Origin of the sequence: Pseudomonas sp. B16(2017) (assembly GCF_002113205.1) — a bacterium.
Taxonomy (GTDB): domain Bacteria; phylum Pseudomonadota; class Gammaproteobacteria; order Pseudomonadales; family Pseudomonadaceae; genus Aquipseudomonas; species Aquipseudomonas pharyngis.
Genome location: NZ_NEKA01000002.1, coordinates 136066 through 150580, shown reverse-complemented (window position 1 = coordinate 150580; position 14515 = coordinate 136066). Strand labels below are relative to the sequence as shown.

Below are 14515 nucleotides of genomic sequence, written 5' to 3'. Positions count from 1 at the left end.
ACAAAAAGGTGCAGATCGTTGTGGTCAATCCTGTGGATAAGTCTGTGATTAAACTCTGGAAAGACTCGGCTGAGGGCCGTAATTGCTGGCCTCGCGCAATCATGGGCATGACCGGCCGGTCGTGCAAAATGCCCTGCCCGGCACAACTGGTTGTTCAGGGTCAAGAAAAAAACTTTCCAGATCACCCGCAAAGCCTTGTGGGGCGCGGCTTTGCGCTTTTCCACTTGCCCCCGGAAACTGTGGAAGGGCTTGTGGATAACTTGCGTGCACATGGCTACAGGCCACGGCGCGTATGGCGTAGCGGCCGTTGATCAATTAATGAGCAGGATTCGATGGTTGCCGGTTAAAGCGGGGCCGGGCATGCTGCCCGCTGATTTTCTATTCCAATGGCCGCCCCGGCGGCCGAAGCAAGGAGAACACGATGTCCAACACCCTGTTTATCACCGGCGCGACCTCCGGTTTTGGTGAAGCCTGTGCCCGTCGTTTTGCCGAGGCCGGCTGGAAACTGGTGCTGACCGGTCGTCGTGAAGAACGCCTCAACGCGCTGTGCGCCGAGCTGTCGAAGCAGACCGAAGTACATGGTCTGGTGCTGGACGTGCGTGATCGCAAGGCGATGGAAGAGGCGATTGCCAACCTGCCGCCATCGTTCGCCAAGCTGCGCGGCCTGATCAATAACGCCGGCCTGGCGCTGGGCGTGGACCCTGCACCGAAGTGCGACCTCGATGATTGGGACACCATGGTCGACACCAACGTCAAAGGTCTGATGTACAGCACTCGCCTGTTGCTGCCTCGCCTGATCGCCCACGGTCGTGGGGCCGGCATCATCAACCTCGGTTCCATCGCCGGTAACTACCCGTACCCGGGCAGCCACGTTTACGGCGCGACCAAGGCCTTCGTCAAACAGTTCTCGCTGAACCTGCGTTGCGATCTGCAGGGCACTGGCGTGCGCGTCAGCAACATCGAGCCGGGCCTGTGCGAGAGCGAGTTCTCGCTGGTGCGTTTCGCCGGCGATCAGGCGCGTTACGATGCCACCTACGCCGGTGCCGAGCCGATCCAGCCGCAGGACATCGCCGAGACCATCTTCTGGGTGCTGAACGCGCCGGCGCACATCAACGTCAACAGCCTGGAACTGATGCCGGTGAGTCAGACCTGGGCGGGTTTTGCCATCGAGCGTAACAAGGCCTGATACGGTGTTGCCCTCTTCGCCAATCTGCTGGCGAAGAGGGCAAATCGGCCAAATTCTGGCAGTAAGGTAGACTCACTCCTCAACAACCCCACCGCACCCTGCGGTTTTCAAGGTTTTTCGAGGAGTCAAAGTGAGTAACCGAGGTGAGCAGTCGCTGCTCAAACAATCCACCCTTCTAATGTTGGCCGTGTCGGTCGCCGGAATCGTCACCGGTTTTGTTTCGGGTTCCCAGTCCATCCTGTTCGATGGCTTTTTTTCGCTGATCGCCACCTTCATCAAAGTCCTGATGCTGATCACCGCGAAGCTGATCGCCAAGCAAAGCAACCAGCGTTTCCAGTTCGGTTTCTGGCACCTGGAGCCGATGGTGCTGCTGATCGAGGGCAGTTTCCTGCTGCTGATCGCCATTTACGCGTTTCTCAACGGTGTGTTCGGCATCATCAATGGCGGACGTGAAATCGAACTGGGCCTGGTGATCATCTACGCGGCGGTGTTCACCGTTGTCGAGTTCGCCTACTTCTTCTATGTGCGCCACCGTAATCGCACGCTCAAGTCGAGCCTGATCCAGTTCGACAACATCAGTTGGCTGGTGGACGCGATGCTGTCGGTGGGCCTGCTGATCAGTTTCCTCGCGGCGCTGTTGCTCCAGTCCCAGGGTTACGGCGAGTGGGCGAAATTTGTCGACCCGCTGATCCTGATCGTGCTGGCCCTGACCATGCTGCCGCCGGCCTTCAAGATCCTCGGCCCGGCGTTGCGGGACGTGCTCGGCATTGCGCCGGACACGCTGGACGATCAGGTGCGCCAGGTGATGGACGCGGCCAAGGTCGAGCATGGTTTCGACGACTACGTGTCCTACGTGCAGAAGCACGGGCGGGCGCGGTTCATCGAGATTCATGTGGTGTTGCCAGCGGACTACCGGCTGCAGAGCGTCGGGCAGTTGGATGTGCTGCGTGAAGAGATTTCCGCGAAGCTGGGCAAACCGGATGCGGCGCGCTGGCTGACCATCAGCTTCACTGGCGACAGGAAGTGGATTGCTTGACTTGTGCGGGCGCGCGGGCTCGCCACGACGTCAGCTCAGATAGTCGGCGATGCCGCGATAGCAGGTCGCCAAATGATACGGCGTGGTCGACGGCATGTCCTTGCGGCTGACCTCGCCCTGATCGTCACGGCACTCGTGCCAGCCGCCGGCATGCAGAAAGCGCTCTTGCAACGCCTGCAACTGGCGCCGCACCGCGCTCTCGCTGTTCGGGCGCAAGGTCAGGGCGCGCAGGTATTCGGCCTGGGCCCAGATGCGCTGGGTCGAATCCTTCCCGTGTCCTTGCGGATCAAGCATGGCCAGCACCGCACCGGTGTCGGCCTCGACGCCCTGTTGTTCGGTGAAGGCAAACGCACGATCCAGTGCCGCGTGCAGCTTCGAGCCGCGTAGCAGCGGTGAGGATTCGAGCAGGAAATACCATTCGAACTGATGCCCCGGTTCAAACCAGTTATCCACAGCCCCCAGCGGCTTTTCCATCAACACGCCCTGTTGCGATTCGATGAAGCGCTTGTGCATGGCTGTGCATAACTCGCTCAGCGCCTGCCGGGTCTGCGGATCTTCGCGCACCGCCAAGGTGGCCAGGAAGGCTTCGGCCAGGTGCATCAGCGGATTTTGCAGCGGGCCGGTTTCCAGCGTGATCCAGTCGCGATCAAGGCAGGCTTCGTAGAGGCCGTCGCCCGTTGCGAAGCGCCGGCCGATCACTTCCAGCGCAGCGTTGAGCGTCGATTCCACCAAGGGCTCGCGGGATTTTTCCCAGTAATGCGCGCAAGCGAACAGGATGAAGGCGTGGGTGTAGAGATCCTTGCGCTGATCCAGCGGTTTGCCCTGCGGATCGATGCTGTAGAACCAGCCGCCGTGCTCGGCATCGTGGAAGTGCCGTTGCAGGGAGCGGAACAGTGCAGCCGCGCGGATTTCGGCGTTATCCACAACCCCGATCAGGCTGGAAAACAGGTACAGCTGCCGTGCGCAGGCCATGGCCCGATAGCGCTGCGGTGGCAGCGGCTGATGCGCGGCGTCCAGCGCCTCGTAAGGCAACGCCATGTCGGCGTTCCAGCCCGGTCCTTGCCAGAGGGGCACGATCACGTTCAGAAAGTGCTGTTGCACTTCGCCGAACAGGGCGGTCAGTTCAGGCAGGGAGGTGGAGCGGGAAGCGTGGGGCATGGGCGGACGTCGTCACGGCAGGGGCGATTGCGCGACATGGTAGCAGAGAGTGGCGATCGATCGTTCCCGCGCCATGCGCGGGAACGATCAGAGGTGCAGTTCAGCCGGCCAGCAACCACGCGCCTGTCACTGCCGAAGCCGCTCCGGCCAGTCGAACCAGCGGCGCGGCCGCCTGAGGCAGAAAACGCACGACCGCATAACCCGCTGCGTGCAGCGCCGCGGTCGCGACCACGAAACCGGCGGCATACGCCCAAGGGCTCGACATGTCCGGCAACTCGAGGCCGTGGGCCACGCCGTGGAACAGCGCAAACAGCGCCGTCGCCGCCACCGCCATCATCAGTGGTGGACGCACCGCCAGCGCCACCGCCAGACCCAGCGCCAGCACCGAGGCGGCAATCCCGCTTTCCAGCGCCGGCAATTCCAGCCCTTCAAAGCCGAGCAGGCCACCGATCAGCATGGTGCCGACAAAGGTGCATGGCAGCGCCCAGCGTGCGGCGCCTTGCTGCTGCGCGGCCCACAGGCCGACGGCCAGCATTGCCAGCAAATGGTCGAGACCGCCGATCGGGTGGCTGATGCCGGCCACCAGGCCAGAGTCGCCGTGGCCAGGGTGGGCGAAGGCCAGGGCCGGAGTCAGCAGCAGCGCGACGGCGCCGAGAATACGTTTGAGTGTCATGGATAAGCTTCCTTGTTGAGCAGTGAATCAGGCTGCAGTCAGCAGGCCCTGGCGTTCGATGAAGGCGATGATGTCTTCCAGGCCCTGACCGGTTTTCTGGTTGCTGAACACGAACGGCTTGCCGTTGCGCATGCGTTGGGTGTCGCTGTTCATCATCTCCAGCGAGGCGCCGACCAGCGGCGCAAGGTCGATCTTGTTGATTACCAGCAGGTCGGATTTGCAAATGCCGGGCCCGCCCTTGCGCGGCAGCTTGTCGCCGGCCGAAACGTCGATCACGTAGATGGTCAGGTCGGACAGTTCCGGGCTGAAGGTCGCGGAAAGGTTGTCGCCACCGGACTCCACCAGAATCAGGTCCAGCCCCGGAAAACGTCGGTTCAGTTGATCCACCGCTTCGAGGTTGATCGAGGCGTCCTCGCGGATCGCCGTGTGCGGGCAGCCGCCGGTTTCCACGCCGATGATGCGTTCCGGCGCCAGGGCTTCGTTGCGCACCAGAAAGTCGGCGTCTTCGCGGGTATAGATGTCGTTCGTGACTACAGCCAGGTTGTAGCGCTCGCGCAGGGCCAGGCACAGGGCCAGGGTCAACGCGGTCTTGCCGGAACCGACCGGGCCGCCAATGCCGACGCGCAGGGGTTGTGTGTTCATGTGCTTCTCCAGATAAAAGGCCCTAGGAACGGAACAGACGGCTGTACTGGCGCTCATGGGCCATGCATGCCAGGGACAGACCGAACGCGGCGCTGCCGAGGTGTTCGGGATTGATTCGGGTGGCGTCCTGCTGCGCCTGTTGCAGCAGCGGCAGCAGTTCGCTGGTCAGGCGCTGGGCGGCTTGCTGGCCCAGCGGCAGGGTTTTCATCAGCACCGCGAGCTGGTTTTCCAGCCAGCTCCACAGCCACGCGGCGAGGGCGTCCTGCGGGCTGATCTGCCAGGCGCGCGCGGCCAGAGCCCAGCACAGGGCCAGATGCGGTTCGGTGCAGTGTTCAAGGAAGTCCCGCGCGGCCTGATCGAGCTCGGGCAAGCCGTTGAGCAATTGCTGCAACGAGTAGCCCATCTGCCGGCTCTCCAGATGCAGTTCGCGGGTTTCGCGGCTGGCGCGATGGCTTTCGCAGAGCTTGCGCAATTCTTCCCAGTGTTCGTCCGCGGCGGCCTGGCAATGGGCGAGCAGCATGGGCGCTTCGAACCGCGCGAGGTTGAGCAGCAATTGATCGCTGATCCAGCGACGGGCGCTGTCCTGGCTGTCGACGCGGCCGTTATCCACCGCCATTTCCAGGCCCTGGGAATAGCTGTAGCCGCCAATCGGCAATTGCGGACTGGCCAGGCGCAGCAGCGCCCAGGCCGGGTTCACAAACGGACGCCGAACTGATGGAGTTTCGGCGCGTAGTTGAAGTCTTCGTCGCCGTGCCGCGAATGGTGATGGCCGCCGCCATAGGCGCCGTGCTCGGGCTGAAAGGGTGCTTCGATCGATTCGACCTGCGCGCCCAGTTGTTCAAGCATCGCCTTGAGCACGTAATCGTCGAGTAGCCGCAGCCAGCCGTCACCGACTTGCAGCGCCACATGGCGATTGCCCAGGTGATAGGCGGCGCGGGTCAGTTCGAAAGCATTGGCGCAGGTGACGTGCAGCAATTGTTCGGGGCGGGCGCAGACCCGGACGATCCGGCCATCTTCGGCTTGCAGGCACTCACCGTCATACAGCGGCGGCTGACCGCGCTCCAGAAACAGTCCGACGTCCTCGCCTTCGGCACTGAAACAGCGCAAGCGGCTTTTGCTCCTGGCTTCGAAGGTCAGGTGCAACTCGGCGGCCCAGACGGGTTGGGGGTCGATTCTGCGGTGAATCACCAGCATCGGAAAGCTTCCAGCAGTGGACAATGCTCAGGCTAGAGCAAGGGGCTTGCCAATCGGACGAGATGTAGGAAAACCCTGTCGGAGCGTAGTGGATGTTTCAAGATGTTGCAGGATTGTGAGATGTTTTGGTGCATGAAGTTTTTTACATGCACCAAATGTGAGCTGTGACACAGGAGCCCGTGTGGGATCTGGAGGAGAACTATTCGGTACTGCCGAGCCCTTGCCAGTGCTTCAGCCCGATAAAGATAAAGCGCAACTGCTGGGTGATCTTCGCCTGTGGCGTCAGATGCTCCGGCAGAGCTTCGGCGGGCGGGTCGATGATGTCCGGCAGGGTGGCGAACACCGATTTGACGATCAGGTCGGCCATCACGCTCAGGCCATCGCGATTCAGATGCTGAAGCTTGGGCATCAGGGCCAGGTCCGCCGCCAGGTCGGAGCTGATGTCTTCACGCAAGCGGCCGATGGCCTGACGCACCGGCAACGATCCGCCGTACTGCTCGCGGGCCAGAAACAGGAATTGCGAACGGTTGGCGCTGACCACGTCGAGGAAGATCCGCACCGACGCATCGATGATGCCGCCCATGACGAATTCGTTGTGGCGGACCAGGCGGATGGTTTCGCGGAAGGTCTGGCCGACTTCACTGACCAGCACCAGGCCGAGTTCGTCCATGTCGGCGAAATGGCGGTAGAAACCGGTTGGCACGATGCCGGCGGTTTTCGTCACTTCACGCAGGCTCAGGCTGCCGAATCCTCGGCCGCTTTCCATCAGGTGGCGGGCAGCGTCCATCAGGGCGTTGCGGGTCTGTTGTTTCTGTTCGGCGCGGGGCAGCATCGCAAGGGTGTGTTCTTAGGCAAGACAAGCGCCGCACTCTAGCAAATCGGCTTTGTCGGCGTCGAACGGCAGGGGAGATGGAGGCGGGAAATCGCGACTTCTTTATACAGGCTGCTGAAAAGTCAAAAGCCCAATCCGGGGATTGGGCTTTTTTTCCAGGCCACCATGGGCTTAGCTCAAAGCGCTGTTGCGTTCGATCACACGGTCACCACCGCCTTCGGCCAGGGTTTGACCTTGTGGGGTACGGTCGCCACCGTCCGATGCCAGGGTCTGGCCTTGTGGGGTACGGTCGCCGCCGTCAGAGGCCAGGGTTTGACCTTGTGGAGTGCGATCCGAACCGTCTTGAACCAGACCTTTCTCTTCCAGACGATCGCGACCGCCTTCAGCTACGGTTTGACCTTGTGGGGTTTTGTCATAGCCATCTTGAACCAGGCCTTTTTCTTCCAGACGGTTACGACCGTTTTCAGCCAGGGTCTGGCCTTGTGGAGTGCGGTCCGAGCCATCAGCAGCAACGGTCTGGCTGAACACCGAGTGGCTGGTTTTGACTTGCGGAGTCGCTTGATCGGCAGCTGGCAGAGCGAAAGCGGTGCTGGCCAGCATCGAGAGGGTAAGACTGAACAGAAGTTGGCGTTTCATGATGGGTTGCTCCTTGGGAGGGCGATAAAGTGGGTACGAAGCTAATGCTACTCTCGATAAGTCGATATAAAAGTTCATAAACACAATGGTAATAATCAACAGAATTGATTGTTCCATTGGGAGGCTCTAGCTCGGGCGTTTCAGGCGGGCGGTTTTGCACTGCGGTGGGTATTTTCCACCCACTTGCGCCCCGCAAATGTGCGGGGCGGTAACGCCAATTCGACCGATCGGTCAGAATGGCGACCGTTTTTTCCCCTCGCTGGGGCTTTGGATTAAACCTGCGGGCTGTTTGTCAGTCACAGATTTCATGAGGGCCATCATGGCCTGCCGTTTCAGCTGCGTCGTGCCAATGGATGCAGTCGTCTTCAGGAGCTTTGTGCATGACGCGCACCCGTAAAATCTTCGCCTGGACCTTCGCCACCCTTGTGCTGCTTCTGGCGGTGCTGGTGTTGGTCATCGTGTTTTTCGACTGGAACCGGATCAAGCCGCCGCTCAATGCCAAAGTCTCGGAAGAATTGCATCGACCGTTCGCCATCAACGGCAACCTGTCGGTGGTTTGGCGGCGTGAACTCGACGAGGGCGGCTGGCGCGCCTGGGTGCCGTGGCCGCATGTGGTGGCCGAAGACCTGACGCTGGGCAATCCGGACTGGTCGAAACAGCCGCAGATGGTCACCCTCAAACGGGTCGAGCTGCGCATCTCGCCACTGGCCTTGCTGGCGCAACGGGTGACGATCCCGCGGATCGACCTGACTGAGCCGAACGCGCAATTGCAGCGCCTGGCCGACGGTCGCGCCAACTGGACCTTCAAGTTCGATCCCAAGGACCCGAACACCGAGCCCTCGAACTGGGTGGTCGACATCGGCGCCATCGGTTTCGACAAGGGCCACGTCACCCTGGATGACCAGACCCTCAGGACCAACCTCGACTTGCTGATCGATCCGCTGGGCAAGCCGATTCCGTTCAGCGACATCGTCGGCGACAAAGCCGCGAAAACCGCGCAGGACAAGGGCGGCGCACCTCAGGATTACGCCTTCGGCCTGAAAGTCACCGGCCAGTACCACGGCCAGAAACTTGCCGGCCAGGGCAAGATCGGCGGCCTGCTGGCGCTACAGGACGCGAGCAAACCGTTCCCGTTGCAGGCCCAGGCGAAGATCGGCGATACCAGCATCGAACTCGCCGGCACCCTGACCGATCCGCTGAATCTCGGCGCCCTCGACCTGCGCCTGAAACTGGCGGGCGCCAGCCTCGGCAATCTGTATCCGCTGACCGGCGTGACCCTACCGGACACCCCGCCTTATGCCACCGACGGCCATTTGATCGCCAAGCTGCATGAGCCGGGCGGCGCGCAGTTCCGCTACGAACAGTTCAACGGCAAGATCGGCAGCAGCGACATCCATGGCGATCTGGCTTACGTCGCCAGCCAGCCACGGCCCAAGCTGAGTGGCGCGCTGCTGTCCAATCAACTGTTGTTTGCCGACCTCGCGCCGCTGATCGGTGCCGACTCCAATGCCAAGCAGAAGGCCCGTGGCGGCGAAAGCAAGCAGCCGGCGGACAAGGTGTTGCCGGTGGAAGAATTCAAGACCGAGCGCTGGCGCGACATGGACGCCGACGTCGAATTCACCGGCAAACGCATCGTCCACAGTGAAGAACTGCCTTTCACCGATCTCTATACCCACCTGAAACTCAACGACGGCGAACTGAGTCTGGAGCCACTGCGCTTCGGTGTGGCCGGCGGCAATCTCGATGCGCAGATTCGCCTCAACGGTCGTACCGAGCCACTGGAAGGCCGGGCCAAATTGACCGCGCGCAAGTTCAAGCTCAAACAGCTGTTCCCGACCTTCGAACCGATGAAGACCAGTTTCGGCGAGCTTAACGGTGATGCCGACATCGCCGGTCGCGGCAACTCGGTGGCGAAGCTGTTGGGCGGTGCCAACGGCAATCTGAAGATGCTGATCAACGACGGCGCCATCAGTCGCGAGTTGATGGAGCTGGCAGGCCTGAACGTCGGCAACTACGTGGTCGGCAAGATCTTTGGCGACAAGGAAGTGAAGATCAACTGCGCGGCGGCGGACTTCGACATCAAGACCGGCCTGGCCAGTACGCGGCTGTTTGTGTTCGATACCGAGAACGCGATCATCTACATCGACGGCACGGCGAACATGGCCACCGAGCAACTGGATCTGACGGTGACGCCGGAATCCAAGGGCTGGCGCCTGATTTCCCTGCGCTCGCCGTTGTATGTACGCGGCAAGTTCATCAAGCCGGATGCCGGGGTGAAAGCGGTGCCGTTGATGTTGCGCGGGGCAGGGATGGTGGCGTTGGGCGTGATCGCCGCGCCGGCGGCGGGGCTGCTGGCGCTGGTGGCGCCGAGCGGCGGCGAGCCGAATCAGTGCGCGCCGTTGCTGGCGCAGATGAAGTCGGGCAAGGCACCCGTCACAGTGAAACCTACAAAATGATCGGTGATTGACAGGGCCTCTTCGTCGGATCGCCGCCCGGACCAAGCCCGCTCCCACAGCGTTTCACTGAACCTGTGGGAGCGGGCTTGCCCGCGATTGGATCTGGAGGAGTCAGAGGTCTTTCAGGATATCGGCCATGTCATCGGCATGCTCTTCTTCCTGAGCCAGGATGTCTTCGAAGATCCGGCGGGTGGTCGGGTCCTTTTCACCGATGTACTGGATGATCTCGCGGTAGCTGTCGATGGCGATCCGCTCGGCCACCAGGTCCTCGTAGACCATTTCCTTCAAGGTATTGCCGGCCACGTATTGCGCGTGGGACATCTTCGACAGCAAGTCCGGGTTGAACTCCGGCTCGCCGCCCAGTTGCACGATGCGCTCGGCGAGACGGTCGGCGTGTTCGGCTTCCTGAGTGGCGTGCTCGAGGAACTCGTTGGCGGCGACGTTGGCTTTCAGGCCGTTGGCCATGAAGTAGTGGCGCTTGTAGCGCAAGACGCAGACCAGTTCAGTGGCCAGCGACTCGTTGAGCAGGCGCAGCACTTCTTCACGGTTGGCGCTGTAGCTTTCGGTCACCGCGCCATTTTCCACATGCAGTCGTGCGCGCTCGCGCAGGGTTTGAACATCAGACAAATGCAGGTCACTCATTTCAGTCTCCTGGAGGCTAATCCGATTGGCGTCACGTTCTGCTGACGTGATCGTTACCAGGTTGTGAGTGATGAACGCGGCAAAAAGTTTTGTCGGATTCAGCGCGGGGCATGTCCCGAAAGCAATGCCTCCTCGCGCAGCCAGGCAAAAAACGCCTTCACCGGCGGGTGCCGCTCGCGGCCCGGTACGCAAAGTGCGCTGTATCCGGCGCCATCGACCTGGACCTCGCCCTTGTACGGCACCAGCAAACCGCTGGCGACGCTCTGCGACACCAGAATGTTGCTCGCCAGCACCAGCCCCTGTCCGGCAATGGCCGCTTGCAGGGCGTAATGCTCTTCGTCGTATTCGCGGACGGCCGGGTGCTGATTCAGCCAGTTCTCGCCCGACTGCGCGCACCAGGCCTCCCAGCCGTGGGCGTATAGCTTCGAATTGTGCCAATGCACGCTGATCAGCGCCGGGGTGCGACGGGCGGCCAGCGCCACCTGTTCCGGCGAGCCGTACACGCCGAACGATTCATCGAACAGGCACAACCCGTAGAGGTTCGGGTAATCGTCGAGGCTGTAGCGCAACACCAGATCGACGCTCGCGTCCTGATGCAGGTCGATGACTTCGCAATGCGTATCCAGGCGCACATTGATGTTCGGGTGCCTGGCGTAAAACCGCCCCAGGCGCGGCACCAGCCATAGCGCAGCAAACGCGGCGGTGGTCGACAGCGTCAAGCTGCTGCCGCTACGTTGCGGGCGCAGGGTGTCGACGCTTTGCGCCACTTCCAGAAATGCGCCGTGCAGGCTGCGAAACAGCCGCTCGCCGCCCTCGGTCAGGCGCACCTGACGCGGCAGGCGTTCGAACAGCGCCACGCCGAGCCAGTCCTCCAGCGAGCGGATCTGATGGGAAATCGCCGTGGGTGTCACCGCCAGTTCTTCGGCGGCCGCCTTGAAACTCAACAGACGTGAGGCGGATTCGAACGCGCGCAGGGCGGTCAGGGGCAAGGCTGCGAACATGAAAACTCCACGGATGAGATCAATTCATCCCGACTGATTTTTGCTCATTTGAGGCGGTGATGTGATGCCTGCAATCTGGCGCCACACAGTCACTCAAGTCTAGACCTCAAGGAGATTCAGATGAGCAAGATTCTTGCAATCCATGCCAGCCCACGCGGTGAACGTTCTCATTCGCGGCGTCTGGCAGAAAGCTTTCTCAGCGCCTGGCAAGTCCGCCATCCACAGGCTCAGGTCACCCGCCGTGAAGTCGGGCGGGCGGTGATTCCGGCGGTTAATGAGGCGTTTGTCGCGGCGGCGTTTTACCCGGAGCCCGAGGCTCGACCGCTGACGATGCAAGCCGATCTGGCGCTCAGCGATCAACTGGTGGGCGAGCTGTTCGATCACGACCTGCTGCTGATTTCCACGCCGATGTACAACTTCAACGTGCCCAGCGGCCTCAAGGCCTGGGTCGATCAGATCGTCCGGTTGGGCCTGACGTTTGATCACACCCTCGACAACGGCATCGCCCAGTACACGCCGTTGTTGCACGGCAAGAAGGCGCTGATCGTCACCAGTCGCGGCGGTTTCGGTTTCGGCCCGGGTGGCGAGCTGGAGGCGCTGAACCATGCCGATCCATGGCTGCGCACGGCATTGGGTTTCATCGGCATCAACGACGTCACGGTGGTCGCCGCCGAGGGTGAGGAATCCGCCGAGCGCACCTGCGCGGTGTCGGTGGCCGAGGCCGAGCAGCGCTTGCTCGACCTGGCCCGGGAGTTCTAGGTGGCCTGGCTGTTTCTGCTGATCGCGGCCGGGTTTGAGGTCACTTTCGCCATGGGCATGAAGTACGCCGAAGGTTTCACCCGGCTCTGGCCATCGCTGATCACTGTGGTCGCGGCGGTGGGCGGGGTGTACTTCCTGACCCTGGCGATGCGCGAGTTGCCGGTGAGCATCGCCTATCCGATCTGGACCGCCATCGGTTCGCTCGGCACGGTGTTTCTCGGTTTCGCCCTGCTGGGCGAGAGTCTGACGCTGGTGAAGTTGCTGTCGGTGGGGCTGATTGTGGCGGGGGTGGTGGGGCTGAAGTAGGCTGGTCGTGGAGTTGTCATCATCGAGGAGGATGCTTGGCGGGCGTTTTGCACGCCTTGCATCCACTCACCGACCACAAGGATGTTTGCCCATGTCGCAAGATTCGGCCACACGTTATCCACTGGTGCTGGTGCCGGGAATGCTCGGTTTCATCCGTCTGGTGCTGTACCCGTACTGGTACGGGATCATCAAAGCGTTGCGCCGGGGTGGTGCGACAGTGATTGCGGTGCAGGTGTCGCCGCTCAACTCCACCGAAGTGCGCGGCGAGCAGTTGCTGGCGCGCATCGATGAAATCCTGCGCGAGACCGGTGCGGCCAAGGTCAATCTCTTCGGCCATAGCCAGGGGTCGCTGACGGCGCGTTATGCGGCGGCCAAGCGTCCGGACCTGGTGGCCTCGGTGACGTCGGTGGCCGGGCCCAATCACGGTTCGGAACTGGCCGACTACCTGGCGAAACACTATCCGGCGGACAGCGCCAAGGGGCGCATTCTTGAGGCGCTGTTACGCTTTGTCGGCTGGCTGATGGCGCTGCTGGAAACCGGCTATCACGGGCCGAAACTACCGGTGGATATCCACGCCTCGCACAACTCGCTGACCACCGAAGGCGTGGCGCTGTTCAACCAGCGTTATCCACAGGGCTTGCCGCAAACCTGGGGTGGGCACGGGCCGGAAGAGGTCAACGGCGTGCGCTACTACTCGTGGTCCGGCACCTTGCAGCCGGGCAAGACCGATCGTGGTGGCAACCTGTTCGACGGCACCAACCGCAGTTGCCGGTTGTTCGCCAAAACCTTCGTGCGCGAGCCGGGGCAGTGCGACGGCATGGTCGGACGCTACAGCTCGCACCTGGGCACGGTCATCGGCGATGACTACCCGATGGATCACTTCGACATCGTCAACCAGTCGCTGGGCCTGGTCGGCAAAGGCGCGGATCCGGTGCGGCTGTTCGTCGAGCATGCCGCGCGGTTGAAAGCCGCCGGGGTTTAACCGTTAAACCGAGTTATCGTTCTTCGCGAGCAAGCCCGCTCCCACAGTGATTCAGGTGTGCACAAGATCTGTGCTCGACACCAACCCTGTGGGAGCTGGCTTGCCAGCGAAGGCGCCCGATCAGGCGACGCGGAGTCTGCGGCCGAGCACCGTCGTCCAGCGCTCGGAAAGAATCACTCCGCCCAAGGTCAGCAAGCCACCGACCAGGTGGTACATCGCCAGTTGCTCCTTCAGCACCAGTGCTGCAATCAGCGCCGTGATCAGCGGCAGCAGGTTGAAGAACAGCGTGGTCCGGCTCGGGCCCAGACGCTGCACGGCCTGCATCCACGCCAGTGGCGCAAGCATCGAGGCCAGCAGGCACGCATACAGCACCAGCGGAATGTTCTGCAGGGTCAGGCCGGTTTTCGGCGACACGGCGTACAGCGGAAACAGCACCACCACCGCTACCAGCACCTGCAAATACAGCAACACCAGCGGCGGCAGGCGCAGCTGCCACTTTTTCAGCAGGGTGCTGTAGATCGCGTAGGCGAGGGTGGCGACCAGCATCATCGCGTCACCCAGGTTCACCCCGTGTTGCAGCAATGCGCCGAGGCTGCCGGACGACACCACCACCAGCACACCGGCGAACGACAGCAGCGCACCGACCAGCGCACCGGCCGTCAGGCGCTGGCCGAGGCTGATGATCGCCATGGCCAGCGACATCAACGGCATCAGCGACAGGATGATGCCCATGTTGGTGGCGCTGGTCAGGGTCGCGGCGAAGTAGGCCAGGCTCTGATAGACCGCCATGCCGAGCACGCCGAGGATGAAGATCTTGCCCAGGTTCGGGCGAATCTGCGGCCAGTGCGCGATCACCTTCTTGAGCATGAACGGGGTAAACAGCAGGCCGGCGAGCAGCCAGCGGTAAAAGCCGATCTCGGCGGGAAAGATCGCACCGACCGCGAGCTTGTTGATCACGGTGTTGCCGGCCCAGATGAAAATCGCCAGCAGGGGAAACGCGTATTGCATGAGA

The 14515-nt window shown here is 62.0% G+C and carries 16 protein-coding genes; 6 read left to right on the top strand and 10 right to left on the bottom strand.

Going from position 1 to position 14515, the window contains the following annotated elements; genetic code table 11:
• The first annotated feature begins 421 nt into the window (after positions 1–421).
• The gene (locus CAG25_RS03435) at positions 422–1186 is read left to right on the top strand and encodes an SDR family oxidoreductase (protein WP_085611047.1); all 765 of its coding nucleotides are present in this window, start codon (positions 422–424) and stop codon (positions 1184–1186) included.
• 130 nt (positions 1187–1316) lie between these two features.
• Positions 1317–2222, top strand: coding sequence for a cation diffusion facilitator family transporter (locus tag CAG25_RS03430; protein WP_064593138.1), 906 nt, complete (start codon positions 1317–1319; stop codon positions 2220–2222).
• Between the two features lie 30 nt (positions 2223–2252).
• Here CAG25_RS03430 and CAG25_RS03425 read toward each other — a convergent pair whose 3' ends face one another.
• From CAG25_RS03425 to CAG25_RS03395, 7 genes are all read right to left on the bottom strand, one after another.
• Complete coding sequence (locus CAG25_RS03425) at positions 2253–3380, bottom strand: AGE family epimerase/isomerase (RefSeq protein WP_085611046.1); 1128 nt, start codon at positions 3378–3380, stop codon at positions 2253–2255.
• A 100-nt stretch (positions 3381–3480) separates the two neighbouring features.
• Entirely contained in the window at positions 3481–4053 is a 573-nt protein-coding gene (locus CAG25_RS03420) for a HupE/UreJ family protein (RefSeq protein ID WP_085611045.1), read from the bottom strand.
• Positions 4054–4080: 27 nt separating this feature from the next.
• On the bottom strand, positions 4081–4695 hold the full coding sequence (gene ureG, locus CAG25_RS03415) for an urease accessory protein UreG (RefSeq protein ID WP_007950645.1): 615 nt from the start codon (positions 4693–4695) through the stop codon (positions 4081–4083).
• Positions 4696–4717: 22 nt separating this feature from the next.
• On the bottom strand, positions 4718–5392 hold the full coding sequence (locus CAG25_RS03410; protein ID WP_085611044.1) for an urease accessory protein UreF: 675 nt from the start codon (positions 5390–5392) through the stop codon (positions 4718–4720).
• Positions 5389–5889, bottom strand: a complete 501-nt coding sequence (ureE, locus tag CAG25_RS03405) for an urease accessory protein UreE (protein WP_011332214.1) — start codon at positions 5887–5889, stop codon at positions 5389–5391. The genes CAG25_RS03410 and ureE overlap by 4 nt, the downstream gene beginning before the upstream one ends.
• Positions 5890–6088: 199 nt before the next feature.
• Positions 6089–6721 (bottom strand): TetR family transcriptional regulator, encoded by a 633-nt coding sequence (locus CAG25_RS03400; RefSeq protein ID WP_039766718.1) that lies wholly within the window; start codon positions 6719–6721, stop codon positions 6089–6091.
• Between the two features lie 171 nt (positions 6722–6892).
• Entirely contained in the window at positions 6893–7357 is a 465-nt protein-coding gene (locus CAG25_RS03395) for a hypothetical protein (RefSeq protein WP_064379127.1), read from the bottom strand.
• Between the two features lie 380 nt (positions 7358–7737).
• Here CAG25_RS03395 and CAG25_RS03390 point away from each other — a divergent pair, with 380 nt between their 5' ends.
• The gene (locus tag CAG25_RS03390; protein ID WP_085611043.1) at positions 7738–9813 is read left to right on the top strand and encodes an AsmA family protein; all 2076 of its coding nucleotides are present in this window, start codon (positions 7738–7740) and stop codon (positions 9811–9813) included.
• A gap of 111 nt (positions 9814–9924) precedes the next feature.
• Here CAG25_RS03390 and CAG25_RS03385 read toward each other — a convergent pair whose 3' ends face one another.
• A complete protein-coding gene (locus CAG25_RS03385; RefSeq protein ID WP_064593148.1) occupies positions 9925–10455 on the bottom strand; it encodes a bacterioferritin in 531 nt (176 codons plus the stop codon).
• Positions 10456–10553: 98 nt separating this feature from the next.
• Positions 10554–11456 (bottom strand): LysR substrate-binding domain-containing protein, encoded by a 903-nt coding sequence (locus CAG25_RS03380; RefSeq protein WP_074689655.1) that lies wholly within the window; start codon positions 11454–11456, stop codon positions 10554–10556.
• A 120-nt stretch (positions 11457–11576) separates the two neighbouring features.
• Between CAG25_RS03380 and CAG25_RS03375 the strand changes: the two genes are divergently transcribed.
• The 3 genes from CAG25_RS03375 (at position 11577) to CAG25_RS03365 (ending at position 13503) form a co-directional block, all read left to right on the top strand.
• The gene (locus tag CAG25_RS03375; RefSeq protein ID WP_085611042.1) at positions 11577–12215 is read left to right on the top strand and encodes an FMN-dependent NADH-azoreductase; all 639 of its coding nucleotides are present in this window, start codon (positions 11577–11579) and stop codon (positions 12213–12215) included.
• Entirely contained in the window at positions 12216–12521 is a 306-nt protein-coding gene (locus CAG25_RS03370) for a multidrug efflux SMR transporter (RefSeq protein ID WP_011332220.1), read from the top strand.
• A 91-nt stretch (positions 12522–12612) separates the two neighbouring features.
• Positions 12613–13503 (top strand): triacylglycerol lipase, encoded by an 891-nt coding sequence (locus CAG25_RS03365; protein ID WP_085611041.1) that lies wholly within the window; start codon positions 12613–12615, stop codon positions 13501–13503.
• A gap of 120 nt (positions 13504–13623) precedes the next feature.
• Here the strand turns inward: CAG25_RS03365 and CAG25_RS03360 are convergent, their stop codons facing one another.
• Positions 13624–14511: a DMT family transporter gene (locus CAG25_RS03360; protein ID WP_085611040.1), complete on the bottom strand. Its 888-nt coding sequence runs from the start codon at positions 14509–14511 to the stop codon at positions 13624–13626.
• Positions 14512–14515 lie beyond the last annotated feature (4 nt).